Origin of the sequence: Nonomuraea sp. ATR24 (assembly GCF_041950485.1) — a bacterium.
In the GTDB taxonomy this organism is placed as follows: domain Bacteria; phylum Actinomycetota; class Actinomycetes; order Streptosporangiales; family Streptosporangiaceae; genus Nonomuraea; species Nonomuraea ceibae.
The window spans coordinates 117,983-144,557 of record NZ_JBGNUU010000002.1 but is presented as its reverse complement, the minus strand read 5'-3'; the positions used below and the strand labels follow the sequence as shown (position 1 = coordinate 144,557).

The following is a 26,575-nucleotide window of genomic DNA, read 5'->3' as shown; positions in this document are numbered from 1 at the left end:
ACACCCCGGCCGTGGTGTGAGGCCGGGTGCGGGGGGTGGGCTCGCTCAGGGGTGGGCTCGGGTCAGGGTGACCAGGGCGTCGGCCAGGAGGGTGGCCTGGCGTTCGCAGGCGGCCGGGTCGCCTGTCTCGGCGTACTCGAAGACGAGCCCGTCCATCCGGTGGATGAGGAAGCGCGTCAGCTCCCCGGTCGGCACGGCGGGCCGGATGCCGTCGGCGTCGGCGGCGGCGTCCAGGGCGGACCGGATGAGGTCGCCGCCGAGCGGCCCGTTGACGGCCTCCCACACGTCCTGGGAGCCGGGCAGCACGCTGTCCTTGTTGCGGATGACCCACATGGTCAGCTCCATGAGGGCCAGGTGCAGGCCGGGGTGGTCGCGGATCCACCGCCAGTAGGTGGCGACGAGGGCGCGCAGGGTGGCCTCCAGCCCGGCGGCGGGGTCGAGGCCGTCGAAGGCGGCGCGCATGGTGGCGCCGGCGCGTTCCAGGACGAGCATGATGAGCTCGTCCTTGCCCCGGAAGCAGTAGTGGATGGTGGCGCGCGGCGTGCCGGCGCGTTCGGCGATGCGCCGGGTGGTGGCGTGCGCGAGCCCTTCCTCGGCGATCACCTCGATGGCCGCGTCGGCGATGAGCCGGCGCCGCTCCCCGGCCGGCAGGTACGTCATGCGACGAACGCGCGCAGCAGGGAGAAGAACCGCTCGCCCTCGGTGTCGGGGACGAAGTGGCCGGAGCCCTCGAACACCTCCAGCCGGGCCCCGGGCACGCCGGCGGCGATCTCCTGGGCGGTGTCCAGGGGCGTGATCGGGTCGCGGGAGCCCGCCACGACGAGCGTCGGGCAGCGGATTGCGGCGAGCCGGTCGCGCAGGTCGAAGCGGGCGGTGGACATGAAGCTCATGGTCAGCTCCGGGTTGGGGGTCATGCGGGCCATCGCCTGGATGTCGGCCTCCGAGGGGAAGGCCGGGTCGGGGCTGTAGGCGGGGGCGCAGAGCCGTCCGAAGGCGGCGAACGTCTCCGGCGTGCCCTCGGTGAGGAACGCCTTGGCGGCCAGCGCGGCCTCCTCGCCCGCTTCGGCGCGGAAGCCCTCGACGACGCGGTCCACGTCCCAGCGGGCGACGGTGCTCTGCAGGATCAGTTTGGCGGGGTGGCCGGGGTGGCGGGCGGCGTAGTTCATGGCGACGGCGCCCCCCCAGGACCAGCCGAGGACGATCGGGCTGACGATGCCGAGGGTGTCGCAGAGGGCGCGTACGTCGTCGGCCCACTGGTCGAGGTGCCAGGTCGCCGGGTCGGAGTCCTGGCTGCGGCCGTTGCCGCGCTGGTCGACGTAGACGAGCTGGGCCACGTCGGCGAGCTGCCGGTAGGCGGGCTTGAAGATGGTGTGGTCGTGGCCGGGGCCGCCGTGCAGCAGCACGAGCGTGGGCTTCTCCCGCATCGTGCAGCCGTCGGGCTCCAGAGCGGCGCCTTCGACGTCGACGTACAGGGTGGTGCCGTTGACCTGGACTCGCATGGGGACGAGCTCCTTCCGGAAGCAAATGGGCGCTTGGCCAAGTCTTGCGGGGGCCCGGTTCCCGGACAAGGAAGGCGCTCCCCCCGGGCGGTGGTAGGGCAGGCCCTACCGCCGCCCGGGAGGGAGCGCGGGACGTCTCAGGCGCGGCGGAGCTGGAAGGTGAGCCCCAGGTCGGGGTCGGTGTGCTCGGGCAGGCCGGGCTCGGCGCCCTCGGTGACCGAGGAGGCCAGCACCTCGTCGGCGACCGAGCCGCCGCCCGAGCGCAGCGCCTGCGCCAGGTCCGGGCCCGAGGCCGTCCACCACAGGTCGATGCGGTCGGTGATGGACAGGCCGCTCGACTTGCGCGCGTCCTGCACCAGGCGGATGACCTCGCGCAGCAGCCCGGCGCGGCGCAGCTCGTCGGTCAGCTCCAGGTCGAGCGCGACCGTCTCGCCGGTGCCGGTGTCGACGGCGCCGGTCTCCACCGCCCAGCCGGAGCGCGGCTGCTCGGTGACGATGACCTCGTCCGGTCCGAGCTCGACCTGGCCGAGCTCGCCCGCGTCCACGGTCACCGCGGCGCCGGAGCGCAGCCCTCGGGCCAGCGCGGTGGCGTCGGCGGCGGCCACGGCGGCGGCCACGAGCTTGGTCTGGGACCCGAACCGCTTGCCGAGCGCCCGGAAGTTCGGCTTGACCGTGTAGGACACGAGATCGGCGCTGAAGCCGGACATGTCCTCCAAAGCCTGGACGTTCAGCTCGTCGGCGACCAGGTCACGCAGCTCGCCCGGCAGCGACGGCCAGCCCTGCGCGCCGACGAGGGCGCGGCCGAGCGGCTGACGCGTCTTGACGCCGGAGGAGGCGCGGGCCGAGCGGCCCAGCTCCACCAGCCGCCGCACCAGCGCCATCCGCTCCGACAGCGCCGGGTCGAGCAGGTCCTCGCGCACGGCCGGCCAGGAGGCCAGGTGCACCGAGGAGGGCGCGTCCTCGCCGCGCAGCACGTCCCACAGATAGTCGGTGACGAACGGCGTCATCGGCGCCATCAGTCGCGTGACCGTCTCCAGGCACTCGTACAGGGTGGCGAACGCCTCCCGCGACCCCTGCCAGAACCGGCGGCGCGAGCGGCGCACGTACCAGTTGGACAGGTCGTCGAGGAACTCGGCCAGCCTGCGCCCGGCCCGCTGGGTGTCGTACTCGTCCAGCGCCGCCGTGACCTCGGCCACCGTGCGGTGCAGCTCGGCCAGCGCCCACCGGTCGAGCAGCGGGCGCTCGGCCGCCGGCGGGGCGTCGGCGAGCATGGCGGGCGACCACGACTCGGCGTTGGCGTACAGGGTGAAGAACGAGGCGGTGTTCCAGTAGGTCAGCAGGACCTTGCGGACGATCTCCTCCAGCGCGTTGTGGCCGACCCGGCGGGCCGCCCACGGCGAGCCGGAGCAGGCCATGAACCAGCGCAGCGCGTCGGCGCCGTGCTGGTCCATCAGCGGCATCGGCTCCAGGATGTTGCCCAGGTGCTTGCTCATCTTGCGCCCGTCCTCGGCCAGGATGAGCCCCAGGCAGAGCACGTTCTCGTACGAGGACTGCCCGAACACCAGCGTGCCCACGGCCATCAGCGAGTAGAACCAGCCGCGCGTCTGGTCGGTGGCCTCGCAGATGAACTGCGCAGGGTAGACGCCCTCGGGCTTGCCGGGGCGGCCCCACTGGGCGAACGGCATCGAGCCGGAGTCGTACCAGGCGTCGATGACGTCGGGCACCCGGCGGGCCTCGGCCGAGCACGTCGGGCAGGGGAAGGCCACGTCGTCGACGAACGGCCGGTGCGGGTCGAGGGCCGACAGGTCCTGCCCGGCCAGCTCGCCCAGCTCGGCCAGCGAGCCGACGCAGGTCACGTGGCTCTCGTCGGCGGAGCACACCCACAGCGGCAGCGGCGTGCCCCAGTAGCGCGAGCGCGACAGCGCCCAGTCGACGTTGTTGCGCAGCCACTCGCCGAAGCGGCCCCACTTGACCGTGTCGGGGTACCAGTTGGTGCGGGCGTTCTCGGCCAGCATCTGGTCCTTGACCGCGGTGGTGCGGATGTACCACGACGGGAGCGCGTAGTAGAGCAGCGGCGTGTGGCAGCGCCAGCAGTGCGGGTAGCTGTGGTCGAAGTGGCCGCCGCGGAACAGCAGCCCGCGCCCGCGCAGGTCGTCGGTCAGCCGCTCGTCGGCGTCCTTGAAGAACACGCCGCCGACCATCGGCACGTCGTCCAGGAAGCGCCCGTCGGGGCCGATCGGGTTGACGACCGGCATGTCGTAGCGCTTGATGACGGCCATGTCGTCGGCGCCGAAGGCGGGCGCCTGGTGGACCAGGCCGGTGCCGTCCTCGACGGTGACGTAGTCGCCGAGCACCACGTAGTGGGCGTCGGGGATGTCGACCAGCTCGAACGGCCGCTCGTACGTGGTGCGCTCCAGCTCGCGGCCGGTGAAGCGGGCCAGCTCCGTGGCGTCCTCGCCGAGCACGGCGGTCAGCAGCGGCTCGGCCACGACCAGCACCTCGCCGTCGGCGGTGCGGGCGGCGACGTACGTGACGTCGGGGTGCACGGCGACGGCGGTGTTGGACACCAGCGTCCACGGCGTGGTGGTCCAGATCAGCAGCGAGGCGCCCAGCTCGGCCAGCGGGCCGGAGGTCGCGGGCATGCGGACGTAGACCGACGGGCTGGTGACGGTCTCGTAGCCGCCGGGCTGGCCCAGCTCGTGGTCGGACAGGCCGGTGCCGCAGCGCGGGCAGTAGGGCGTGATGCGGAAGTCGCGGAACAGCAGCCCCTTGTCGAAGACGACCTTGAGCGACCACCACACGGCCTCGACGTAGGCCGGGTCCATGGTCCGGTAGGCCGTCGACAGGTCGATCCAGTAGCCCATCCGCTCGGTGAGCTGCTCGAACGCGTCGACGTGGCGCAGCACGGACTCGCGGCACTTGGCGTTGAACTCGGCGATGCCGTAGGCCTCGATGTCGCGCTTGCCGGACAGGCCGAGCTCTTTCTCGATGCCGACCTCGACGGGCAGGCCGTGGCAGTCCCAGCCGGCCTTGCGGGGGACGCTGAAGCCGCGCATCGACTTGTAGCGCGGGAACAGGTCCTTGAACACGCGCGCCTCGACGTGGTGCACGCCGGGCAGGCCGTTGGCGGTGGGCGGGCCCTCGTAGAAGACCCAGGACGGGTTGCCCTCGTTCTGCTGGATCGACCGCTCGAAGATCTTCCCGTCCCGCCAGCGGTCCAGGACCTCGCGCTCGAGCGCGGGCAGGTCGACCTGCGCGGGAAGAGAGCGGAATGATGGCGAAGACATTTCGGGTGGGACCTCCACGCGTCGACTGGACGGACCGGCGTGAAGGGACGAAGCCGCACGGGCTCCGCGGTACCACCCTTCTTGGCCCCTGAGGGGCCCTCTTCGTTTGGCTGCTGCCGGGTCTAGTGAGCTCGAGGCGAGCCGTTCTTCCGGCGGCTCCGGGGTGATATCCCTCACACGAGGGCCCCATCAACGCCTTGCAGCTTCACACCTTAACGCAGAGCGGAGGCCGGTCGCTTCCGCCTTTCCTCGTGCCGTGGAAGTGCCTGCAAGCGACAAAGTTGTGGGAATGGAGTCCACTGAGCAGGAGTGAGAACTGCGGGGCGGGATAGTACGGCAGAGGTAAACCGTCCGGCGGGTCGTTTGCCGTTCCGTTATCGGAGACCTAAGCTGCCCGCACCATTCACGGCCTTGATCAGCATGGAGGCAGCCATGGTGGCAGTCACGCAGACCACCGCAACACCGTCGATGTGGTCGAAACAGGAGCTGGCCGAGGTACGCGGCAGTCTGCAGACGGAGATCGACGAGCTCAACGCCGACATCCGCCGCCACGAGACGGAGATCGCCTCGGGTGACGTCACCCAGGGAGCGGGCGACGACCAGGCGGACGCCGGCGCCAAGACGTACGAGCGGGAACGCGAGATCGCCCTTACCCTGAATGCACGCGACCTGGTCGCGCAGAACGAACGTGCGATCGCCAGGATCGACGCAGGGACCTATGGAGTGTGCGAATCGTGCCACAAGCCGATCGGCAAGGAACGCCTTCAGGCGTTCCCGAGGGCGACGCTGTGCGTGGCCTGCAAGCAGAAGGAGGAACGCCGGTAGCAGGCGGGCGCCGGGGCCGCCTGATCGCGGTCCTGGCCTGCCTGGCGGCCGTCCTGTACGTGTCCGACCTCGTCACCAAGACGGTGGTGCTGCGGACGCTGGAGGGCGAGCCGCCGCTGGTCGTCATCCCGGGAGTCCTGCAGTTCCGGGTGATCTTCAACTCCGGGGCCGCCTTCAGCATCGGCACCGGGATGACGTTCGTCTTCACCTTCATCGCCGCCGGCGTGGTCGTCGCGATCATCCGCACGGCGCGCAAGCTCCGCAGCATGCCCTGGGCGATCACGCTCGGGCTGCTGCTGGGCGGCGCGCTCGGCAACCTCACCGACCGGCTGTTGCGCTACCCTTCCGGTTTCGGCAGGTCCACCCAGTTCCAGGGGCACGTGGTCGACTTCGTCGAGGTGCTGCCCGGCAACTTCCCGGTGATCGACTACTTCCCGGTGTTCAACGTCGCCGACTCGGCGATCGTGTGCGGCGGCATCGTGGCGGTCGTCCTGGCCTGGCGTGGCTACCAGATCGACGGAACGAGGGAGGGCAAGAGTGGCCGAGCAGCGTAGTCTGCCCGTGCCCGACGGGCTGGAGGGCGAGCGGCTCGACGCCGCGCTCTCCCGGCTGTTCGGATTCTCGCGCACCCGCGCGGCCGAGCTCATCGGCGCCGGGGAGGTCATGGTCGACGGCCGCGAGCCGGCCAAGTCCGACCGGGTCCACGCCGGAGCCTGGCTGGAGGTGACGCTGCCGCCTCCGGTGGCGACCCCGATGCCGGTGGCCGAGCCCGTCCCCGGCATGACGATCGTGTACGAGGACGACGACATCGTCGTGGTCAACAAGCCGATCGGCGTCGCCGCCCACCCGACCGTCGGCTGGACCGGCCCGACCGTGATCGGCGGCCTGCTCGGCGCCGGCCACACGATCGCCACCAGCGGCGCGGCCGAGCGGCAGGGCATCGTGCACCGCCTCGACGCCAACACCACCGGCGCGATGGCCGTGGCCAAGAGCGAGCACGCCTACTCCTTCCTCAAGCGCGCCTTCAAGGAGCGCACCGTCGACAAGCGCTACCACGCGCTGGTCCAGGGGCATCCCGACCCGTTCCGGGGCACCGTCGACGCGCCGATCGACCGCCACCCCTCGGGTGACGGCAGGTTCGCGGTGGTCGCGGGCGGCAAGCCGTCCATCACCCACTACGACACGATCGAGGCGTTCCGGGCGGCCTCGCTGCTCGACATCAAGCTGGAGACCGGCCGCACCCACCAGATCCGGGTGCACATGTCCGCGCTGCGCCACCCGTGCGTCGGCGACCTCATGTACGGCGCCGACCCGACGATCGCTGCCCGGCTGGGCGTCACCCGGCAGTGGCTGCACGCGGTGTCGCTCGGGTTCGAGCACCCTTCCAGCGGCGAGTGGATGTCGTTCACCACCGACTACCCGGACGACCTGCGCCACGCGCTCGACGTCGTGCGCGCCGAGTCCTAGCCGGTCAGGTCTTCTCCGCCTTTTTTGCGTTCTTCGCGTTCTTGGCGGACTTCGCGGACTTGCCGGGCTTCTCGGGATGGGCCTGCGCCTGGTCGCCGCCGTCCGGCTCCGGGTCCACCTGACCGGGCTTGGTCGGCGACGGGCCGTCCGGCTCGTCCGTGCCTTCGGGGTTCTCCGGCTCCTGGGGGTCGGCGGAGTCGCTGGGCTTGGGGGACTTCGTGGGCTTCGGGTCGGGCTTGCGGTCCGACGGGCGGTCCGACGGTCTCGCCTGCTTGCCGGTCTCCTCGTCGCGCGGTGTCGCGTACGTGGGGTCGGAGCCGGTGGGCGGGAGGCCGGAGCGCGGGGACGACGACGGCGCGTCGGCGGGGGACGAGGGTTCGGCGGGCCCGGCGGAGCTGGGCGTGCTCACCACGGCCGGCACGGCGGGCGGTCTGGCCGTCTCCGGCGGCCGGTTCGACCACCACGCCCACCCGCCCGTCACCAGCGCCACCAGCAGCGACCCGACGCCCAGCGCGAGCAGCGGCGGCCGGGTGCGGCCCGGCGGCGGCTCGGCCTGCGGCGCCGGGACCGGCACCGGGACGGGCCCCGTCGGCTCCGGCGGGCTGCCCGCGATGATCGCCGTCAGCCGCGCCTCCGCCTCCTCCAGCGTCATCCGCTCCGCCGGGTCCTTGCGCAGCAGCCCGAGCAGCACCGGGGCCAGCACCCCCGCCCGCGCCAGCGGAGCCGGCTCCGCGTGCATGACCGCGCCCAGCGTGGCCAGCGCGTTCGAGCGGTGAAAGGGGGAGTGGCCCTCCACCGCGACGTACATCGTCACGCCCAGCGACCACAGGTCCGACTCCGGGCGCGCCTGCCCGCCCGCCGCCCGCTCCGGCGCCATGAACGCCGGCGTGCCGATCAGCATCCCGGTGCGGGTGACCGGGGCCTCGTCCTCGGTGGTCGCGATGCCGAAATCCGTCAGCACCGCCCGGCCGTCCTCGGTCAGCAGCACGTTGTCGGGCTTGACGTCACGGTGCAGCACCCCGGCCGTGTGCGCGGCCCGCAGCGCCTCCAGCAGTTGCAGCCCCAGGTGCGCGGCCTCGGCGGGGGACATCGGGCCGTCGTCGCGCACCAGCTCGCCCAGCGTGCGGGAGCGGACGAGCTGCATCACGATCCACGGGTGCCCGTGCTCCTCCAGCACGTCGTAGACGGCCGCCACGCACGGATGGGCCACCCGCCCGGCCGCTCGCGCCTCGCGGAACGTCCGGGTGGTGAACACCTCGCGTTCCGGCCCTGTCAGCTCGGGGGGCGGGAGGACCTCCTTCAGGGCCACGTCCCTGCCGAGCACCTCGTCGTGCGCCTGCCACACGGTGCCCATGCCGCCACGGCCGATCGTCCGCACCAGCCGGTAGCGGCCCCCAACAATCCCCGCAGAATCGGACATGCGGGGCGCCTACCCGAGAAAGAGCCTGACAACCCCGGTTGTGGCCGCCGCCGCGATCAGCACCACGAGGAACGGCGCCCGCAGCACCAGCGCCACCACCGCCGCCACCAGCCCCGCCGTCCTGGCCAGGTCGAAGGCCAGCGCCCCGTCCGCCGTGAACGTCTGCACGGCGATCAGCGCCGACAGCAGCGCCACCGGCACCAGCTCGGCGAAGCGCCGCACCGCCGGATGGTCCAGCACCTGACGCGGCGCCGCCAGCCCGGCCAGCTTGAGCGCGTAACAGCCCAGGCACACCGCCGCGATCGCCCACCACAGCGTCATCGCGCCATCACCACCAGCACCGCGAACGCCGACAGCAGCACCGGCACCCCAGGCGGCAGGAACGGCGTCGCCAGCAGCGCGATCCCCGCCCCGGCCGCCGCCAGCAGCCGCAGCTCGCCGCTGCCCGCCAGGCGCGGCCACAGGATCGCCAGGAACGTCGCGGGCCCCACCACGTCCAGCCCCAGCATGCCCGGATCGCCCAGCGCCGACGTGCCGAGCGCCCCGGCCAGCGTCGTGATGTTCCACGTCACGTACAGGGTGGCGAACGTCGTCACGAATCCCGTACGGGACGACTCCGGCGACGGCTGGGCCAGCGCCACGGCCGTCGTCTCGTCGATGACGCCGTGCGCGACCACCAGCCTGCGCGGCCCCCGTACCCCCAGCAGGTCGGCCAGGCGCAGCCCGTACAGCGTGTTGCGGCCGCCCAGCAGCAGCGCCCCCGACGCGGCGGCGACCAGGTCGCCGCCCGCCCCCACCGCGCCCGTGAGCGCGAACTGCGAGGCCCCGGTGAAGGCCAGCAGGCTGAGCACGCACGCCTGCGGCACGCTCAGGCCCGCGGTGATCGCCGCCGCGCCGAAGGCGACGCCCGACAGGCCCACGGCCAGGCCCACCCCCAGGCCGTCCCGGATCGCGGCCGAGCGATATGTCGTTCTTTCCATGTCATACGAGGGTATGGGCAGGTCAGCCGTGTTTCTTGTACGTTCCTGCGGCCCGCTGGTACGCCGCGGGCGGCACGCCCACGATCCGCTTGAAGTGCCGGGTGAGGTGCGCCTGGTCGGTGAAGCCCACGTCGGCGGCCACCCGCGCCGCCGGGATGCCCGACCGCAGCAGCCGGCGCGCCTGCCGCACCCGCAGCGACGTCAGATAGGCGTGCGGCGGCAGCCCCGTCGCCGCCTTGAACGCCCGCAGCAGCGGGAACGGCCTGGCCCCCACCGCTAGCGCCAGGTCCTCCAGCGCCGGCGGGTCCACCAGCCGCTCGCGCAGCACGCCCATCGCCTCCCGCACCGCCCGCAGCCCCTCCGGCGCCAGCGCCACCGCCGGCCGCCCCGCCGCGTGCCGGGTCAGCAGCCCCGCGAACAGCGTCCGCGTCAGCGTCGAGGCCGCCAGCCGGTCGCCCACCTCCGCGGCCCGGTGCGCCGCCGCCAGCGCCGCCGCCATCTCCCGGTCGCCGACCACCTGCTGCGGGAAGTACGGCGTCCCGTACGTCACGCCCAGCTCCGCCGCTACCTCCGCGACCGCCTCCACCGTCGGGTAGAGCATCCGGTACGACCAGCCGTCCTCCACGCCCGCCTGGCCGGTGTGCATCGAGTCGGGATTGACCAGCACGATCTCACCGGCCCCCGCCCGGTGCAGCGTGCCCCGGTAGTCGAACTCCTCCACCCCGGACGTGATCACGCCGATCGCGTAACCGTCGTGCACGTGCCGCGAGAAGCGGTGGGTGACGTACCGGGCCTTGAGCAGGTCGACCTCCGGCACCGCCGGATGCCGCCAGAACCGCGCCTGCTCCTTCACCTCGGCACCGGGCGGAACGTGCGCAGGAACGCCTCGACGTAGTGCCGGTCGCGCTCCCACCGGGTGTGGGCCGTCTCCCAGTAGAGGGCGAACGGGCGGCCGTCGGCCGTGCGGAAACCCCGGTTCACCACGTGCAGCAGGGCGCCGTCACGCGGCCTGACGAACTCCCAGTCGGCCGCCGGGACCCCCAGGTACGTCAGCGGCGTGATGCCGATCCGCCGGTAGCCGGGGAACTCGCCCTTGTCCCTGATCTCCCGCTCCAGCGCCCGCCAGTGCGCCTCCGGGGTGCTGTGACGCACCTCGGGCACGGTCCACTCGACGACCATCTTCCCGGCGGTGCCGGGGCCGGACAGGGTGACGCTGTCGCGCGTGGGACTCTTGGCGGCCCGCCAGCCGCGCGGCAGGGCGATGGAGAACCCGCCGGCGGCGTTGCGGTACGTCCGCCACCCGGCGGGCGGGCGCGCGGACCCGGTGGCCGTGGGCTCCCCGGAGGCCGAGGCGGTCGGCTCGGCCGAGCTGCCGGTCGGACTGCCGGTCGGGGCGCCCGTGGGGTCGCCTGCCGGGCTGCCTGTCGGGGTGTCCGCCGAGATGCCGGTCGAGGCGCCGGTCGGCGTGGCCCGGGCGGCGACGTCCGAGCCCGGCGACCTCAGCTCCAGCGCCACCAGCACGCCGCCCGCGCCCACGGCCGCCGCCACGACCACGGCCACGCCGATCCCCGCCCACCGCCGGCCCCGGGGCACGGGGACGGTGTCCCCGCCCGGCACACCCCCGGTCGGCATCCCGCCGAGCTGACCGGCCGTCTCCTCGCGCCACGCCTCCCCGTGAGCGGGCGTCCCACCATGACCGGCCGCGCCGCCCTGGGTGGGTGCGCGGTGCTGGGAGGGTGCGCCGCCCTGAAGGGACGCGCCACTCCGGGAGGACGCGCCGCCAGGGGCGGGTGAGCCGCCCTGGGAGGACCCGCCGCCGTGGGCGAGCACGCCGCCGTGGCTGGGCGTGCCGTCATAGGCGAGCACGCCCCCATGATCGGGCGCGCCCCCATGCGGGGGCGGGCCTGCCGGGGAGGGCGTGACCCCCGGGTACGCCCCTCCGGCCGGTTGCCCGGGGACGGGGCCCGGGTAGGCAGGCTGGGCGGCGATCGACTCCAGGAGCCGGGCCGCCTCGGCGGCGGGCATGCGCGTGGCCGGGTCGCGGGCCAGCAGCCCGGTGATGACCGGCGCGAGGGGCCCGGCGTGGGCCGGCGGCACCAGCGGGTCACGCAGGATCGCCGCCACGGTGGCCGCCCACGTGTCGCGCCGGTACGGCGGCGCGCCCTCCACCGCCGCGTACAGCGTCGCCCCCAGCGACCACAGGTCCGACTCGGGCCGCGCGGCCTCGCCGTTGAGGCGCTCCGGCGGCATGTACGCGGGCGTGCCCACCAGCCCGCCGGTCGCGGTCAGCCCGGCGTCGGTCTCCACGGCGGCGATGCCGAAGTCGGTCAGCACCACCCGGCCGCCGTCGGCCAGCAGCACGTTCTCGGGCTTGACGTCGCGGTGCAGCACCCCGGTGGCGTGCGCGGCGCGCAGCGCGTCGAGGACGCGGGCGCCGATCGCCGCCACCCGCGCCGCCGGCAGCGGCCCGCCGTCGCGGATCGTCTCGGCGAGCGAGCGGGAGCGGACGAGCTGCATGACGATCCACGGCCGCCCGTCCTCCTCGACGACGTCGTGGACGACGACCACCGAGGGGTGGTCGAGCCGCCCCGCCGCCCGCGCCTCCCGGATGGTGCGCCGGTTGAGCGCGGCCCGCTGGGCGTCGCCGACGCCCGTGTAGCGGACCTCCTTGATCGCGACCGTGCGGTCGAGGAGCTGGTCGTGGGCGCGCCAGACCACGCCCATCCCGCCCTCGCCGATGGGCTCGATGAGGCGGTAGCGGTTGCCGACCTGCCTGTCCATCGCCCGCAGCCTACTGGTCGGGTTTGAACGTCGCGCAGAACGTCTCGAAGAAGTGATAGTCCTTCTTCCAGCGGCTGTTGAGGTTGTGCCAGTAGATCGCGTAGCCGCGGCCGTTCTCGGTGACGAAGCCGCGGTTGCGGACCCGGGTCAGGCCCGTGTTGGTGCGCCAGGTGAAGTCCCAGTCGGCGGCGGCCTTCTGGTAGTCGACCTTCTTGATGCCGATGAGCTTGTAGCCGCCGAACCCGTAGCGGGCCGTCTTCTCCTGCTTCTTCCAGTCCTTGTACGGGTCGGAGCCCGGGTTGGAGGCCCGGTCGACCGACACGAAGGCGTTGGACGCGGCGCCGGGGCCGCGGAAGAAGACCTGGTTGCCCTCGCGCTTGAACTCCTCCCAGCCCTTGGGCAGCGCCATGGTGAAGTCGAGCTTCTTGTCCTTGTAGAGCTTCCAGCCGTCGGGCAGGGCGGAGGCGGGGTCCTCCTCCTTCTCCGCGGTCTCGGACGGGGTGGGGGCGGTGCTCGACGGCTCGGACGACGGCCGCGCCGGCGATCCGGTGCCGCCGGGCGTGGCGGCGGTGCTCGCGGCGGCCGTCTGCTGCTCCTCCGGCGTGTCGCCGGCGGTGGAACGCAGGCCGAGATAGCCGCCTACGGCCGCGATCAGCACGACGGCGACGACGGCGACGACCACGGGCACGGCCTGCCGTTTGCCGTCGCCGCTCAGCCGCGTCGGGTCGCCGGTCACCGGGTCGGCGGTCGCGGGCCCGAACCGGTCGGCGGCCTCGGCGAACAGCGACTCGCTCTCCGGGCGGCGCTCCTCGACCTCGCGCGGGGCGCGGCCGGCGCCGCCCGCCTGGGGGAAGCCGCCGTCGCGGTCCTCGTGGCGGGCGCGGGTCTCGGCCGCGCGGGAGCCGCCCTGGGGACGGTTCGCGCCGGGCTCGGGGAAGCGCGCCCCGGTCTCGGCGAAGGGCGCGGGACGGGACGGCCGCGCGGGCGGGACGGGCTGCGCGGGCCGGACAGGCTGCGCGGGCTGGACGGGCGCCAGGTTCGGGTCCGTCGGCATGTCGTCCTCGATTGCGGGCTGGACCCGCGTCGCTGGCTGCACCCGCGTGGGCGGGTCGGCGCGGGGGACCGCCCGGGGCTCGCCGCCGCCGGACTGGCTGATCCGCCGCAGCATCCGCGCGGTCTCCTCGTACGTGAGCCGCTGCACCGGCTCCTTGGCCAGCAGGCCCGCGATCACCGGCGCCAGCGGCCCCGCGTGCGGGGCGGGGTCGGGCTCGTCGGTGAGCACCGCGTGCATGGTGGCCAGGGCCATCCCGCGCTCGTGCGGGGAGCGTCCCTCCACGGCGGTGTAGAGCGTCGCGCCGAGCGCCCACAGGTCGGACTCGCGCCGCGCGGGCAGGCCCTTGAGCCGCTCCGGCGCGATGAACGCCGGGGTGCCCGCCAGGCCCGTCACGGTCAGCTGCGTCTCGGTCTCCAGCGTGGCGATGCCGAAGTCGGTCAGCACCACCCGGCCGTCGTCGGCCAGCAGCACGTTCTCGGGCTTGACGTCGCGGTGGAGCACGCCGGACTCGTGCGCGCGGTGCAGGGCGTCGAGCACCGCCAGGCCGATCTCCGCCACGCGGGCGGGGGGCAGCGGCCCGTCCTGCTTGATCACCGTGCCGAGCGAGCGCGACTGGACGAGCTGCATGACGATCCAGGGCCGGCCGTCCTCCTCGATCACGTCGTGGACGACGATCACGTTCGGATGCTCGAACCTGGCGGCGGCCCGTGCCTCGCGCATCGTCCGCCGGTTCAGCAGTTGCACCTCGTCACCCAGGGCGGCGGCGTACCTGACTTCCTTGACAGCGACGGTGCGGTCAAGGAGCTCGTCATGGGCGCGCCACACGATGCCCATGCCGCCCTTGCCGATGGGCTCCTGCAGGTGGTACCGGCCGGCGATGCGGCGTCCGTCCTGCTTGCGATCCGACATCAACGGCCTCAAACCCTCCCTCTCGGCCAAGAAATACTCCCATAGGCACGGATCAACGGCGACTCGCCGGAAGGCCAGTCCACCATTCGGGAACGATGTCCCGGCAGGTGGATGACGGGTGTAAGGTTCAGACATGACTTGTCGCTACGCGTTTACCGAGCCGGCTCCGGGAGGGCCGGTCGTCAGCTAGCGACCACCTGGAGTCGGCACAAGGCAGAGACGCCGCGTCTCTGCCTTTTTGGTTTTTCCGCCGGTTCCAGGAGAGCCGGCCGATTGGGGAGCCGAGATGTCATCGACCTTGGAACGGCACGTGGTCACGCTGGGCGGGCTGCGGGTGGGCGAGGGCCCCGCCGTGGTGATCAGCGACCGGGTGAGCCTGCGTGAGCGCGGCGGGCGCGGCGCGGACGCCGCCGAACGGCTGCGCGACGGGGTGACGCTGGCCGAGCCCGCCGGCGCCGCCGACCTGCCCGCGATCGCGGCGCGGGCCGGAGGCGTGGTGATCGGGTCGGCGTGGACGCGCGACATCCCGCTGATCCGGGCGGTGGCCGCGCTGGGGCTGCCGGTCGTGGTGGAGCGCCGCCCGTCGGCGACGCTGGAGGAGTGGCTGGGGGTGGCCGCTTACGTGGCCGCCGAGGGCAATGACCAGGTCATCCTGTGCGAGAGCGCCGACCTGGGGCTAATGCGTGCCGCCCGGGAGGCGTCCGGCCTGCCGGTGTTCGCCGACTTGTCCGGAAATATCAGCACGAGCCCCGACCCTGCTCCGGGCGGCGGCGCGCAGGGCGTGCGGCTCGGCGCGGAGCTGAGCGCGGCGGCCGTGGCGGCGGGGGCCGACGGGCTCGTCGTCGACGGCTCCGCCGAGGAGCGCGCCCTGGCCGAGGAGGCCGTGACGCTCGTCGGCGCGCTGCTGCGCCCCGAGGCGCCCGGCACGCTCGCCGACTGCCGCCAGGCCATCGACCGGGTCGACGCCGCGCTGGCCACCCTCCTGGAGCGCCGCGCCGAGCTGGCGGGAATTGTGCAGCGCCTCAAGCCGGTCGGCGGTTTCGCCGGCCGCGACCCGGCCCGCGAGCGCGCCCTGGTGACCCGGATGGCGCAGCGCGCCCCGGAGCTCGGCGAGGCCCGCCTGGCCCCCGTCATGAACGCCGTCATCGAGGCCGGACTCCACCTCGCCGAAGAGCGCGCCCGCCGGTGACCCGTCCCGGGCGGGGTCAGGGGGTGGCGAGGCGGAAGTTGTTCATCGGGCGGCCGGGCCCGGCGGCGATGCGCTCGTTGACCAGCTCGGCGAAGCGGCGGTAGCCGTCGGCGGTGGGATGGAAGCTGCGCGCGTTGACGGTCAGCTCGCCGAGGTCCACGACCAGCCCGTTCAGGTACGGGCGCGGCTGCCCCACCTCGTGCCCGTCGAAGGCGTCGTAGGCGTCCACGTACTCGACGCTCCCCGGCGCGCCGAACGCGGTGATCAGCTGCTCGAACTCCCGCGCCACCGCCCCCACGGCGTCGTTGAGCAGGCGGGTGACGCCGTTGAGCCAGCGCTGGTCGGCGGCGGAGAGGTTGGTGACGGTCTTCGACGGCGCGGCGGGGAACGGCCTCGGGTAGCCGAGCACGATCACCCGCGCCTCGGGCGCCCGCGCCCGGATCCCGGCCAGCACCTGGCGCAGCCGGGGCCGCAGCTCGTCGATGCGCTGCCGCACCCGGGCGTCCTGGTCGACGCAGGCCGACGACCACGGCAGCTTGGCGATGCACTCGGTGAGCACGGGGGCGAACCCCGCGTCGTTGCCGCCGATGCTCAGCGTCACCAGGCTCGTCCCGGCGCTGACGCGGCTGACCTGGGGCGCGTGGCCGTGCTGGCCGCGCAGGAGCTGGCCGGTGGTGGCGCCGCTGCACGCCCAGAAGCCCGCCTCGCCGCCGAACGCGTGCGCGCCCGCGACCTGCGGCGCGTAGGAGCCCTCGGAGCGGTGGCAGCGCGCCGCGCCCTCACCGGCGGGCGCCCCCGCGCCGTCGTAGACGCCCTCGCCGGAGGAGTAGGAGTCGCCGAGCGCCACGTAGCCGCCGCTCAGCGCCACCTCCACGGGCGTCAGCCGGGTCAGCTCCGGCAGCCGCCCGCGCGGCTCGGCCGGGGCGCAGCCGACGTCGAGGACGGCGCAGCCGAGCACGGTGTGCAGCCCGAGCGGCACCACCGACAGCGCCAGCGCCGCCCCCGCCACCACGGCCACACCGATCCGGGCGGCCAGGGCGAGCCTGACCTTCCCCGCCGGCCCGGCGATCCAGGCTGACCCGCGTATCGCTGTCTTCAGCCCCGCCCACCGCTCCGTGCGCGTCCTCGCCCCGTCCAGCGCTGCCTCCCCCCGGTGACGGCCATTCCGCCACCGAGCCTAGAACACCGGATGATCAGGCGCGGGCGCTCGCCCCGGCTCCCTGCGCCCGCGCCGAGAGGTCCTGCCAGTCGGCCCAGGTCCTGAGCCGGTCGGCGTAGGCGCGCTCGATCATCGGCTGGAAGCCCAGCCCGAACAGCACCCGCAGCGGCGGGTTGTCCAGGTCGACGAGCGTGAGCAGCGCCTGGGCCGCGGCGGCCGGGTCACCGGCGGGCTGGCTCCCGGCGGCGGCGCCGAGCCGCTGCCGCAGCTCGTCGTAGGCCGGGTCCATCCTGGCCATGTGACCGTTGGCCAGCGGGTCCGGGTTCTTGCCGTCGCGGGTGGCGAAGCCGCCGGGCTCGATGACGGTCACCTTGACGCCGAACCCGGCGACCTCGCCGGCCAGGGCCTCGTTGAGCCCTTCGAGCGCCCACTTGGAGGCGTGGTAGGCGCCGCCGAGCGGCATGGCGATGAGCCCGGCCGCCGACGAGAGCTGGACGATGTGCCCGGAACGCTGCTCGCGCAGATACGGCAGCGCGGCCTGGACCACCCACACGGCGCCGAACAGGTTCGTCTCCATCTGGTCGCGCAGCTCCCGCTCGGTCAGCTCCTCGACCGCGCCGACCTGGGCGTACCCGGCGTTGTTCACGATGACGTCCAGGCGGCCGAACCGCTCCTGGGCGCGCCTGACGCTCTCGAAGGCGGCGGCCCTGTCGGTCACGTCCAGGGCGAGGGGGAGCACCGCGTCACCGTGGGCGTCCACCAGCGCCTCCAGGCTCCTGGGGTCACGGGCGGCCGCGGCCACCCGGTCGCCGCGCGACAGCGCCGCCTCGGCGAACTCACGGCCCAGGCCGCGGGACGTGCCGGTGATGAACCAGACCTTGCTCATGGCGTTCTCCCGTTCATGCTCAGTCGTCAGGGGTGTGTGCCGTGCGGCACGCTGACGCCCATGAGTCGCCGGCCCCCTGGCGGCTGTGACAGCCGCGATGGTGTGACGTGTGTCACCGGTCACGGCTGTCACGCCGGGGCCCCGGCCGGCGCCTTGTGCATGAGACACAGCGGGACGGACAGGAGCCGGAGATGGACGAGCACAGCGACCCGACGACGGACCAGGCGACCGCTGCGTTCCTCACCCATCGCAACCTGCTGTTCACGGTCGCGTACGAGATGCTCGGCTCGGCGGCCGACGCCGAGGACGTCCTTCAGGAGGCCTGGCTGCGCTGGACGAGGATCGACCTGGAGCAGGTGCGCGACGAGCGCGCCTACCTGGTGCGGATCACGACCAGGCGGGCGCTCGACCGGCTGCGCACGCTGAAGCGGCGCAAGGAGGCGTACGTCGGCCCGTGGCTGCCCGAGCCGCTGCTCACCACGCCCGACGTGGCCGAGGACGTGGAGCTCGCCGAGAGCCTGTCGATGGCGCTCATGCTCGTCCTGGAGACCCTGTCGCCGACCGAGCGGGCCGTGTTCGTGCTGCGCGAGGTGTTTGACGTCGCGTACGACGAGATCGCGGAGGCCGTCGGCAAGACCCCCGCCACCGTCCGACAGATCGCGCACCGGGCCCGCAGGCACGTCGAGGCCCGCCGCCCCCGCGAGACGGTCTCGCCGGACGAGACCCGCGCGGTGATGGAGTCGTTCCTGCGCGCCCTGGAGACCGGCGACACGCAGGGCCTGCTCGACGTGCTCGCCCCCGACGTCGTCCTGCTGAGCGACGGCGGCGGCGTCCGCCAGGCCGCGCCGAGGCCGATCAGCGGAGCCGGCAAGGTGGCCCGTTACATCGTCGGCGGCATCGGCAAGGCACAGGTCACGCTCACCGGCGAGCCCACGGTGATCAACGGCGCCCCCGGCCTGGTCGTGCGCGTGGACGGCGAGACGGACGGCGTCATCGCCCTCCAGGTCGAGGGGGCCCGCATCACCGGCCTGTACTACGTCCGCAACCCGCACAAGCTGACCCGCATCGAGTCGGAGGTCCGGCTCACCCTCCGCTGAACCCCGCTCAGTCGGCCACGGCCGGATCGGCGGGCGCGGCGGCGCGCCCCCGCCGCCTGAGCGCCGCCCAGCCCGCCGCGATCGCCGCCGCCACCACCGGCAGCAGGAAGAACGCCACCCGCTGGTCCTCGTCGGCGAACGGCATCAGCACGACGACCAGCGCCAGGAACGCCAGCGTCAGCCAGTTGGTGTACGGGCTGCCGGGCATCGGGAACGCCGAGCGGTGCCCGGTGGCGCGCAGCCGGAGCTGGCAGTAGACCAGCGTGCCCCAGGTGGTGATCACGCCGAGGGAGGCGGCGGCGGTGGCGATGTTGAACGCCCGCGCGGGCAGGAAGTAGAACAGCGCCACGCCTCCCAGGAACATCGCGGCGGTGAACACCACGCCGCCGACCGGCACGTGCCGCGAGCTGAGCGCCGCGGCGAACCCGGGCGCCTCCCGCTTGCGGGCCATCGAGCGCAGGATGCGGCCCGTCGCGTACAGGCCGGAGTTGCACGACGACAGCGCCGCGGTGATCACCACGAGGTTCATCGCGTCGGCCGCCCACGGCACCCCCAGCCCGGCGAAGACGGTCACGAACGGCGAGGTGCCCGCCTCGTACGCGGTCCACGGCAGCACCATCGCCAGCAGCAGCACCGAGCCCACGTAGAAGATCGCGATGCGCCACACGACGCCGTTGACGGCCTTCGGGATGACCTCGCGCGGTCTGGCGGTCTCGCCCGCGGCGATCCCGACGAGCTCGATGGAGGCGTACGCGAACACCACCGACTGCAGGCTCATCAGCACCATCGGGAACCCGGTCGGGAGGAAACCGCCGTGCGCCACCAGGTTGCCAGGCCCGGCCTGCCCGACGGCGAACACCACCAGCACCAGCCCGACCACCAGGAACGTGACGATGGCCAGCACCTTCAGCAGCGCGAACCAGAACTCCAGCTCGCCGAAGAGCCGGACCGACAGCAGGTTGACGACGAGCACGAACGCCAGCGCCAGCAGCGCGGTCGCCCACTGGGGGAACGCCGGCGCCCAGTAGTGCACGTACGCGGCGATCGCGGTCAGCTCGGCGATGCCGGTGAACGCCCAGTTCAGCCAGTACATCCAGCCGCTGGCGAAGGCGGCCCACGGCCCGACGAACTCGCCCGCGTACTCGACGAACGACCCGGAGGCGGGCCGGTAGAGCACGAGCTCGCCCAGCGCCCGCATGACGAAGAACGCGGCGACGCCGGCGGCGGCGTACGACAGCACGAGCGCGGGGCCCGAGGCGGCCAGCCGGCCGCCCGCGCCGAGGAACAGCCCCACGCCGATCGCCCCGCCGATCGCGATCATCTGCACCTGGCGGTTGCCCAGCGCGGGCCTGTATCCCTCGTCCGTCTCGGCAGGCACTGGGTGTCTCCTTCGTCACGGTCCGTGACGGCGACGATATCGGCGCGGCAGCTCCGGGCGGGGTGCGGCACGCCGCGCCCGGAGTGTCGGCGGGGACCACTAGAGTCGGAGCGCACAACCACATTCAGACCGGGGAGGCGCCGCTCCATGTCGTCCAGCGACTCGTTCGTCCATCTGCATGTGCACACCGAATACTCCATGCTCGACGGTGCCGCGCGCCTCAAGCAGATGTTCAAACAGGTCGGCGACCTGGGCATGCCGGCGATCGCGATCACCGACCACGGCAACATGCACGGCGCCTACGACTTCTTCAAGCAGGCGACCGGCGCCGGCATCAAGCCGATCATCGGCATCGAGGCCTACGTGGCGCCCGAGCTGCGCCACAACAAGAAGCCGGTGCTGTGGGGCGAGCCGCACCAGAAGAAGGACGACGTCTCCGCGGGCGGCTACTACACCCACATGACGATCTGGGCGCGCAACAAGACGGGCCTGCACAACCTGATGCGGCTGTCCTCGCGCGCCTACACCGAGGGATTCGTCCGCAAGTGGGCGCGGATGGACGCCGAGATCCTCGCCGAGCACTCCGAGGGCCTGATGGCGACCACGGGGTGCCCGTCGGGCGAGGTGCAGACGCGCCTGCGCCTCGGCCAGTACGACGAGGCGGTCAAGGCCGCCGCCAAATACCAGGAGATCTTCGGCAAGGACAACTTCTACCTGGAGATCATGGACCACGGCCTCGACATCGAGCGCCGCGTCCGCGACGGGCTGACCCGCATCAGCAAGGAGCTGGGCATCCCGCCGCTGGTCACCAACGACTCGCACTACACCTACGAGTCCGACGCCGCCTCGCACGACGCCCTGCTGTGCATCCAGACGGGCAAGCAGCTCTCCGACCCCGACCGGTTCCGCTTCGACGGCAGCGGCTACTACATCAAGACCGCCGACGAGATGCGCGCCGTCGACTCCTCCGACCTGTGGGCCGAGGGCTGCCGCAACACGCTGCTCGTGGCCGAGAAGGTCGACCCGTCCGGGTTCTTCGAGTTCAAGAACCTGATGCCCACCTACCCGATCCCCGACGGCATGACGGAGAGCGAGTTCTTCCGCAAGACCGTCTGGGAGGGCATGGACCGGCGCTGGCCGGAGGGCTACGACGACGAGCACCGCAGGCAGGCCGAGTACGAGATCGGCATCATCGAGCAGATGGGCTTCCCGAGCTACTTCCTCGTGGTCGCCGACTTCATCATGTGGGCCAAGGAGAACGGCATCCCGGTCGGCCCCGGCCGAGGCTCGGCCGCCGGGTCGCTGGTGGCGTACGCGATGGGCATCACCGACCTCGACCCGCTGCCGCACGGCCTGATCTTCGAGCGGTTCCTCAACCCCGAGCGCGTCTCCATGCCCGACGTCGACATCGACTTCGACGAGCGCAGGCGCGGCGACGTCATCCGCTACGTGACGGAGAAGTGGGGCGCCGACAAGGTCGCCATGATCGCCACGTTCGGCACCATCAAGGCGAAGGCCGCCATCAAGGACGCCGGCCGCGTCCTGGGCTACCCCTACGCGCTCGGCGACAAGGTGTCCAAGGCGTTCCCGCCCGCCGTCATGGGCAAGGACATCCCGCTGGCGGGCATCTTCGACAAGGACCACCCGCGCTACAACGAGGCGGGCGAGCTGCGCAGGCTCTACGAGGAGGACGTCGACGTCAAGGCGACGATGGACCTCGGCAAGGGCCTGGAGGGGCTGATCCGGCAGACCGGCGTGCACGCCGCCGGCGTGATCATGTCGGCCGAGGTGCTGACCGACCACATCCCGATCATGCGCCGCGACTCCGACGGCGCGATCATCACGCAGTTCGACTACCCGACCTGCGAGACGCTCGGCCTGCTCAAGATGGACTTCCTGGGCCTGCGCAACCTCACCATCATGGACGACTGCCTCAAGATGATCGAGGCGACCACGGGTGAGAAGGTCGACCTGCTCGGGCTGCCGCTCGACGACCGCAAGAGCTACGAGCTGCTGTCCAAGGGCGACACGCTGGGCGTGTTCCAGCTCGACGGCGGCGGCATGCGCTCGCTGCTGCGGCTCATGCGCCCCGACAACTTCGAGGACATCTCCGCCGCCCTAGCGCTCTACCGGCCCGGCCCGATGGGCGCCAACTCGCACACCAACTACGCCCTGCGCAAGAACGGCCAGCAGGAGATCACGCCGATCCACCCGGCGCTCGAGGAGCCGCTGCGCGACATCCTCGACACCACCTACGGCCTGATCATCTACCAGGAGCAGGTCATGGCCATCGCCCAGCGGGTGGCCGGCTACTCGCTCGGCAGCGCCGACCTGCTGCGCCGCGCGATGGGCAAGAAGAAGAAGTCGGAGCTGGACAAGCAGTACGCCTCCTTCGAAAAGGGCATGAAGGACAACGGCTTCCCCGACGCCGCCATCAAGGCGCTCTGGGACATCCTGCTGCCGTTCTCCGACTACGCCTTCAACAAGGCGCACACCGCCGCCTACGGCCTCATCGCTTACTGGACGGCCTACCTCAAGGCCAACCACCCGGCCGCCTACATGGCCGCGCTGCTCTCGTCGGTCAAGGACGACAAGGACAAGTCGGCCCTCTACCTCAACGAGTGCCGCCGCATGGGCATCAAGGTGTTCCCGCCGGACGTCAACGACTCCGACTTCGACTTCACCCCGCGTGGCACCGACATCCGGTTCGGCCTGTCGGCCGTGCGCAACGTGGGCGGCAACGTCGTCGACGGCATCCTCACCGCCCGCAAGGAGAAGGGCCGCTTCGCCGACTTCAAGGAGTTCCTGCGCAAGGTCCCGGCGATCGTCTGCAACAAGCGCGTCATCGAGTCGCTGATCAAGGCGGGCGCCTTCGACTCCCTCGGCCACGTCCGCAAGGGCCTGGTCATGGTGCACGAACAGGCCGTCGACGCGATCATCGACATCAAGAAGAACGAGGCCATCGGCCAGGACTCCCTGTTCGGCGCCATCGACGGCGGCGAGGACCAGACCTTCGACGTGCAGATCCCCGTCGGCGAATGGGACAAGAACACGCTGCTGCAGTTCGAGCGGGAGATGCTCGGCCTGTACGTGTCGGACCACCCGCTGTTCGGCGTCGAGCACATCCTCGCCTCGGGCGCCGACTGCTCCATCGCCGCCGTCCAGGACGAGAGCCGCGCCGACGGCCAGGTCGTCACCCTCGGCGGCATCCTCAGCGGCGTCCAGCGCAAGGTCACCAAGAAGGGCGACACCTGGGTGCTCACCCAGCTGGAGGACCTCGAAGGCGCCATCGAGGTGATGATCTTCCCGTCGGCCTACCAGCTGTGCTCGACCATCCTCGCCGAGGACGCGATCGTCTTCGTCAAGGGGCGCATCGACAAGCGGGAGGACGTCGCCAAGATCATCGCCATGGAGGTGACGGCCCCCGACCTGACCCAGGAGGCGGGCGGGCCGCTGCTGGTGAGCCTGCCGCTGACCCGCTGCACGCCGCCGGTGGTGAGCCGGCTGAAGGAGATCCTCACCACGCATCCGGGCACCTCCGAGGTCCACCTGCAGGTGCACAACGGCCCCAAGACCACCGTCATGCGGGTCGACGACCGGCTCCGCGTGGCGCCCTCCCCGGCCCTCATGGGCGACCTGAAGGAACTCCTGGGCCCCGCCTGCCTGGGCGCCTGACCCCCCGGGACCGCTTCCCTGCGGACGGCCACCTCGGGCCGCTTCCCCAGGGGGTCGGTCCGAGGGAGTTGTCCGGGCAGAGAGCCGCACGTCAGGCAGCACCGTCCGCCAGGAAAGGGGAAGTCCCGTGACCAGCGAGATCACCGCCGAGAGGGTCGCCGAGATCGCCGCCCGCTACCGGCGCAGGGCCGACGCGTTCGAGCGCAAGGTCGTCGCCGTACGGCCCGGGCAGTGGGACGGGCCGACCCCGTGCGCCAAGTGGACGGTCCTGGACGTGCTGCGGCACATCATCGACATGCACGCGGTGATGCTGCGGCCGTTCGACCGCGGCCTCAGCCCGGCCCCGCCGGCCGCCGAGGACCCGGTGGCCGCCTACCGCGCCGCCCGCGCCGACGTGGAGGCGATCCTGGCCGATCCCGCGCTCGCCGGCCGCCTCTGCGACACGCCCGCGGGCAGGCTCACCGCGGCCGAGCACATCGACCAGGTGGTCAGCGCCGACCTGCCGCTGCACGGCTGGGACCTCGCGGTCGCCACCTCCCAGGACGCCACGATCGACCCCGAGGACGTCGAACAGGGCTGGGCCGCCATGCGGGCGCTGCCTGCCGACCTCGTGGCGAAGTTCCGCGAGCCGGGCGCCTTCGGTCCCGGTGTCGAGGTGTTCGGCCCCGAAGTGCCGGTGGGCGACGACGCCTCCACCCAGGACCGCCTCCTCGCCTTCATCGGCCGCGACCCCCACTGGCACCCCTGACCGGGCACCCCGGACGGAGTGGGGGGCTTCCGGGCAGCGGCTCGGGCGGGCCGTCCTGAGCAGGGGCCTCCGCCGGTGGTTCTGGGCGTGTGCCGCTGGGCGGGTAGTTCTAGCTGGTCAGGGGTGGCGGGTGGTGGCGGTCAGGTAGATGCGCCGGGCGGCGATCTCGTCCTCGTACGCCTCCCGTACCGTGATCTCGCCGATCGTGAACCCGGCGGCCCGGGCCGCCGTCTCCAGCTCGCCAGGCGTGAACTCGGCCCAGTAGACGCGCAGCCCGGTGCCGAGGGGGTCGTCGATGACGCCGTCGCCGTCGCCCTGCTTGGCCACGACGAGGAGCTCGCCGCCGGGCCGCAGGGCTCGCGCCCATGCCGCGAGGGTGCCGGGCAGCTCGCGTTTCGGCTGGTCGTGCAGCGAGTAGTACGAGACCAGCCCGTCGAGCCCGCCGGTCACGTCGCGCTGGTCCATCACCGCGAACCGGCACCCGGGCTGCTCGCGCGCGGCCAGTTCGACGCAGCGCGGCGACAGGTCGACGCCCAGCACGTCCAGGCCGTGCCCGGCGAGCAGCGCGGTGACGTGCCCGCAGGGCCCGCAGCCGGCGTCGCAGACCCGCCCGCCCGGGCCGACACGCCCGGCGAACGCCGCCAGGACCTCGCGGTCGTGGGGCTTGCCGGCCAGTTCGTGGCGGAACAGCTCGAGGTAGCGGTCGGCGCGGGCGTCCCATAGGTGGGCGACGGAGGCGGCGCTGCCCGGCGGGGGAGAGAGCGTTTCGGACATTCCGGCATCCTAGGAGATGGCAACCCTTGCCGTCGCCGCCCCCGAGGGGGTGCGGGAGGATCGCAGGATGAGCGAGCTGCACTACCTGACCGCGACCGAGATGGCCCGCCTCGTCAGGACCCGCCAGGTGAGCGCCGTCGAGCTGCTCCAGGCGCACCTGGACCGCATCGAGCAGGCGAACCCGCAGGTCAACGCGATCGTCACGCTGGCCGCCGAGCAGGCGCTCGACGCGGCCAAGGCGGCCGACGCGGCGGAGCCCGCGGGCCCGCTGCACGGGGTGCCGGTCGCGCACAAGGACCTGGCCGACACGGCCGGGATCCGCACCACGTACGGCTCGCCGCTGTACGCGGGTCACGTGCCGGACCAGGACGCGCTCGTCGTCCGGCGGTTGAAGGAGGCGGGCGCCGTCTCGCTCGGCAAGACGAACACGCCCGAGTTCGGCACCGGCTCCCACACGGTCAACGAGGTCTTCGGGGTGACCCGCAACCCGTACGACCTGAGCCGGTCGGCCGGGGGGAGCAGCGGGGGCGCGGCGGCGGCGCTCGCCTGCGGGATGACGCCGCTGGCGGACGGCTCCGACATGGGCGGGTCGCTGCGCAACCCGGCGTCGTTCTGCAACGTGGTGGGGCTGCGGCCGACGCCGGGCCGGGTGCCGAGCCCGTCCGAGATCGCCGCCTGGTACACGCTGTCGGTGCCGGGGCCGATGGCCAGGACGGTCGACGACCTCACCCTGATGATGTCGGTCATTTCGGGATTCGACCGGCGGTCACCGTACGCGATCAGGGAGCCCTTCACCCCCGACCCCGAAGAGGGGGTCGCCGGGCTGCGGGTGGCGTGGAGCCCGGACCTCGGCGGGCTGCCCGTCGACGCCGCGACGGCGGCGGTCACCGCGACCGCGCCCGCCGTGCTCGAACGCCTCGGCGCGCGGGTGGAGCAGGTGGAGCTCGACCTGAGCGACGCCGACGACGCCTTCCGCACCTACCGGGCCTGGTTCTACGCGCTCGCCTACGGCGACCTCGACGGGCTGGGCGCCAACACCGCGTGGAACGTCGAGCAGGGCCGCACGGTGACCGGCGCCGACCTGGCCCGCGCCGAGCGCGCCCGCAGCCGCCTCTACCAGCGGATGGCCGCCTTCTTCGACGACCACGACGTGCTGATCGCGCCCGTCAGCCAGGTGCCGCCGTTCCCGGTCGAGGACCCGTACGTGCGCGAGATCAACGGGATCGAGCTGCCCGACTACCTGACCTGGATGCGGTCGGCGTACTGGGTGAGCGTGCTGCACGCGCCGGCCGCGTCCGTGCCCGCCGGGTTCACGCCGGAGGGGCTGCCGGTCGGGGTGCAGATCGTGGGGGCGCCGTTCGAGGACGCCAGGGTGCTGCGGGTGGCCCGGGCGTTCGAGCAGGCCACCGGCCACGGCCTGCGCCGCCCGCCGCTCTGAGGAGCAGGC

At 72.9% G+C, this 26,575-nt stretch carries 21 protein-coding genes; 8 read left to right on the top strand and 13 right to left on the bottom strand.

What is annotated here, in order from left to right:
- Positions 1 to 45: 45 nt before the first annotated feature.
- The 3 genes from ACBI99_RS04535 to ileS all read right to left on the bottom strand — a co-directional run bounded on the left by ACBI99_RS04535 (position 46) and on the right by ileS (position 4,786).
- On the bottom strand, positions 46 to 660 hold the full coding sequence (locus ACBI99_RS04535) for a TetR/AcrR family transcriptional regulator (protein ID WP_219502319.1): 615 nt from the start codon (positions 658 to 660) through the stop codon (positions 46 to 48).
- Entirely contained in the window at positions 657 to 1,499 is an 843-nt protein-coding gene (locus ACBI99_RS04530) for an alpha/beta fold hydrolase (protein ID WP_375071723.1), read from the bottom strand. The genes ACBI99_RS04535 and ACBI99_RS04530 overlap by 4 nt, the downstream gene beginning before the upstream one ends.
- Positions 1,500 to 1,636: 137 nt before the next feature.
- Entirely contained in the window at positions 1,637 to 4,786 is a 3,150-nt protein-coding gene (ileS, locus tag ACBI99_RS04525; protein WP_357592630.1) for an isoleucine--tRNA ligase, read from the bottom strand.
- A gap of 420 nt (positions 4,787 to 5,206) precedes the next feature.
- On the opposite strand from ileS, the gene ACBI99_RS04520 reads away from it, so the two are divergent.
- From ACBI99_RS04520 to ACBI99_RS04510, 3 genes are read left to right on the top strand one after another with little or no spacing between them, the layout of a single operon-like run.
- A complete protein-coding gene (locus tag ACBI99_RS04520) occupies positions 5,207 to 5,611 on the top strand; it encodes a TraR/DksA C4-type zinc finger protein (RefSeq protein WP_246644367.1) in 405 nt (134 codons plus the stop codon).
- Entirely contained in the window at positions 5,575 to 6,165 is a 591-nt protein-coding gene (gene lspA, locus ACBI99_RS04515; protein ID WP_308125667.1) for a signal peptidase II, read from the top strand. The genes ACBI99_RS04520 and lspA overlap by 37 nt, the downstream gene beginning before the upstream one ends.
- Entirely contained in the window at positions 6,149 to 7,078 is a 930-nt protein-coding gene (locus tag ACBI99_RS04510; protein ID WP_219502325.1) for an RluA family pseudouridine synthase, read from the top strand. Before lspA ends, ACBI99_RS04510 begins: the two co-directional genes overlap by 17 nt.
- A gap of 4 nt (positions 7,079 to 7,082) precedes the next feature.
- Here ACBI99_RS04510 and ACBI99_RS04505 read toward each other — a convergent pair whose 3' ends face one another.
- From ACBI99_RS04505 to ACBI99_RS04480, 6 genes are read right to left on the bottom strand one after another with little or no spacing between them, the layout of a single operon-like run.
- Positions 7,083 to 8,498: a protein kinase gene (locus ACBI99_RS04505; protein ID WP_375071722.1), complete on the bottom strand. Its 1,416-nt coding sequence runs from the start codon at positions 8,496 to 8,498 to the stop codon at positions 7,083 to 7,085.
- A gap of 9 nt (positions 8,499 to 8,507) precedes the next feature.
- The gene (locus ACBI99_RS04500) at positions 8,508 to 8,819 is read right to left on the bottom strand and encodes an AzlD domain-containing protein (protein ID WP_219502330.1); all 312 of its coding nucleotides are present in this window, start codon (positions 8,817 to 8,819) and stop codon (positions 8,508 to 8,510) included.
- Positions 8,816 to 9,478, bottom strand: coding sequence for an AzlC family ABC transporter permease (locus tag ACBI99_RS04495; protein ID WP_219502332.1), 663 nt, complete (start codon positions 9,476 to 9,478; stop codon positions 8,816 to 8,818). The genes ACBI99_RS04500 and ACBI99_RS04495 overlap by 4 nt, the downstream gene beginning before the upstream one ends.
- Positions 9,479 to 9,500: 22 nt before the next feature.
- On the bottom strand, positions 9,501 to 10,331 hold the full coding sequence (locus tag ACBI99_RS04490) for an AraC family transcriptional regulator (protein ID WP_308125668.1): 831 nt from the start codon (positions 10,329 to 10,331) through the stop codon (positions 9,501 to 9,503).
- Positions 10,328 to 12,259 carry a protein kinase gene (locus tag ACBI99_RS04485; RefSeq protein WP_375071721.1) on the bottom strand — a complete coding sequence of 644 codons (1,932 nt, stop codon included), beginning with the start codon at positions 12,257 to 12,259 and terminating at the stop codon, positions 10,328 to 10,330. Before ACBI99_RS04485 ends, ACBI99_RS04490 begins: the two co-directional genes overlap by 4 nt.
- Positions 12,260 to 12,269: 10 nt before the next feature.
- On the bottom strand, positions 12,270 to 14,222 hold the full coding sequence (locus ACBI99_RS04480; protein WP_375071720.1) for a protein kinase: 1,953 nt from the start codon (positions 14,220 to 14,222) through the stop codon (positions 12,270 to 12,272).
- A 286-nt stretch (positions 14,223 to 14,508) separates the two neighbouring features.
- Here ACBI99_RS04480 and ACBI99_RS04475 point away from each other — a divergent pair, with 286 nt between their 5' ends.
- Complete coding sequence (locus ACBI99_RS04475; protein ID WP_219502336.1) at positions 14,509 to 15,411, top strand: chorismate mutase; 903 nt, start codon at positions 14,509 to 14,511, stop codon at positions 15,409 to 15,411.
- A gap of 16 nt (positions 15,412 to 15,427) precedes the next feature.
- On the opposite strand, the gene ACBI99_RS04470 is transcribed toward ACBI99_RS04475, so the two are convergent.
- Positions 15,428 to 16,429, bottom strand: coding sequence for an SGNH/GDSL hydrolase family protein (locus ACBI99_RS04470; protein ID WP_375071719.1), 1,002 nt, complete (start codon positions 16,427 to 16,429; stop codon positions 15,428 to 15,430).
- A gap of 175 nt (positions 16,430 to 16,604) precedes the next feature.
- Positions 16,605 to 17,456, bottom strand: coding sequence for an SDR family NAD(P)-dependent oxidoreductase (locus tag ACBI99_RS04465; protein WP_375071718.1), 852 nt, complete (start codon positions 17,454 to 17,456; stop codon positions 16,605 to 16,607).
- Between the two features lie 191 nt (positions 17,457 to 17,647).
- Between ACBI99_RS04465 and ACBI99_RS04460 the strand changes: the two genes are divergently transcribed.
- Positions 17,648 to 18,553, top strand: a complete 906-nt coding sequence (locus tag ACBI99_RS04460) for an RNA polymerase sigma-70 factor (protein ID WP_357592642.1) — start codon at positions 17,648 to 17,650, stop codon at positions 18,551 to 18,553.
- 7 nt (positions 18,554 to 18,560) lie between these two features.
- Here the strand turns inward: ACBI99_RS04460 and ACBI99_RS04455 are convergent, their stop codons facing one another.
- Complete coding sequence (locus ACBI99_RS04455) at positions 18,561 to 19,931, bottom strand: amino acid permease (protein WP_375071717.1); 1,371 nt, start codon at positions 19,929 to 19,931, stop codon at positions 18,561 to 18,563.
- Between the two features lie 147 nt (positions 19,932 to 20,078).
- Between ACBI99_RS04455 and dnaE the strand changes: the two genes are divergently transcribed.
- Positions 20,079 to 23,606, top strand: coding sequence for a DNA polymerase III subunit alpha (gene dnaE / locus ACBI99_RS04450; RefSeq protein ID WP_219502344.1), 3,528 nt, complete (start codon positions 20,079 to 20,081; stop codon positions 23,604 to 23,606).
- Between the two features lie 127 nt (positions 23,607 to 23,733).
- Positions 23,734 to 24,354 (top strand): TIGR03086 family metal-binding protein, encoded by a 621-nt coding sequence (locus ACBI99_RS04445; RefSeq protein ID WP_375071716.1) that lies wholly within the window; start codon positions 23,734 to 23,736, stop codon positions 24,352 to 24,354.
- Between the two features lie 117 nt (positions 24,355 to 24,471).
- Here the strand turns inward: ACBI99_RS04445 and ACBI99_RS04440 are convergent, their stop codons facing one another.
- Positions 24,472 to 25,128 (bottom strand): trans-aconitate 2-methyltransferase, encoded by a 657-nt coding sequence (locus ACBI99_RS04440; RefSeq protein ID WP_219502345.1) that lies wholly within the window; start codon positions 25,126 to 25,128, stop codon positions 24,472 to 24,474.
- A 16-nt stretch (positions 25,129 to 25,144) separates the two neighbouring features.
- On the opposite strand from ACBI99_RS04440, the gene ACBI99_RS04435 reads away from it, so the two are divergent.
- Complete coding sequence (locus tag ACBI99_RS04435; RefSeq protein ID WP_375071715.1) at positions 25,145 to 26,566, top strand: amidase; 1,422 nt, start codon at positions 25,145 to 25,147, stop codon at positions 26,564 to 26,566.
- Positions 26,567 to 26,575 lie beyond the last annotated feature (9 nt).

What these genes read in the sequence shown, in the direction of transcription:
- ACBI99_RS04535 (WP_219502319.1), bottom strand. Translation starts at nt 660, where the DNA reads ATGACGTACCTGCCGGCCGGGGAGCGGCGCCGGCTCATCGCCGACGCG.
- ACBI99_RS04530 (WP_375071723.1), bottom strand. Translation starts at nt 1,499, where the DNA reads ATGCGAGTCCAGGTCAACGGCACCACCCTGTACGTCGACGTCGAAGGC.
- ileS (WP_357592630.1), bottom strand. Translation starts at nt 4,786, where the DNA reads ATGTCTTCGCCATCATTCCGCTCTCTTCCCGCGCAGGTCGACCTGCCC.
- ACBI99_RS04520 (WP_246644367.1), top strand. Translation starts at nt 5,207, where the DNA reads ATGGAGGCAGCCATGGTGGCAGTCACGCAGACCACCGCAACACCGTCG.
- ACBI99_RS04505 (WP_375071722.1), bottom strand. Translation starts at nt 8,498, where the DNA reads ATGTCCGATTCTGCGGGGATTGTTGGGGGCCGCTACCGGCTGGTGCGG.
- ACBI99_RS04500 (WP_219502330.1), bottom strand. Translation starts at nt 8,819, where the DNA reads ATGACGCTGTGGTGGGCGATCGCGGCGGTGTGCCTGGGCTGTTACGCG.
- ACBI99_RS04495 (WP_219502332.1), bottom strand. Translation starts at nt 9,478, where the DNA reads ATGGAAAGAACGACATATCGCTCGGCCGCGATCCGGGACGGCCTGGGG.
- ACBI99_RS04485 (WP_375071721.1), bottom strand. Translation starts at nt 12,259, where the DNA reads ATGGACAGGCAGGTCGGCAACCGCTACCGCCTCATCGAGCCCATCGGC.
- ACBI99_RS04480 (WP_375071720.1), bottom strand. Translation starts at nt 14,222, where the DNA reads ATGTCGGATCGCAAGCAGGACGGACGCCGCATCGCCGGCCGGTACCAC.
- ACBI99_RS04475 (WP_219502336.1), top strand. Translation starts at nt 14,509, where the DNA reads ATGTCATCGACCTTGGAACGGCACGTGGTCACGCTGGGCGGGCTGCGG.
- ACBI99_RS04465 (WP_375071718.1), bottom strand. Translation starts at nt 17,456, where the DNA reads ATGAGCAAGGTCTGGTTCATCACCGGCACGTCCCGCGGCCTGGGCCGT.
- ACBI99_RS04460 (WP_357592642.1), top strand. Translation starts at nt 17,648, where the DNA reads ATGGACGAGCACAGCGACCCGACGACGGACCAGGCGACCGCTGCGTTC.
- dnaE (WP_219502344.1), top strand. Translation starts at nt 20,079, where the DNA reads ATGTCGTCCAGCGACTCGTTCGTCCATCTGCATGTGCACACCGAATAC.
- ACBI99_RS04440 (WP_219502345.1), bottom strand. Translation starts at nt 25,128, where the DNA reads ATGTCCGAAACGCTCTCTCCCCCGCCGGGCAGCGCCGCCTCCGTCGCC.
- ACBI99_RS04435 (WP_375071715.1), top strand. Translation starts at nt 25,145, where the DNA reads ATGGCAACCCTTGCCGTCGCCGCCCCCGAGGGGGTGCGGGAGGATCGC.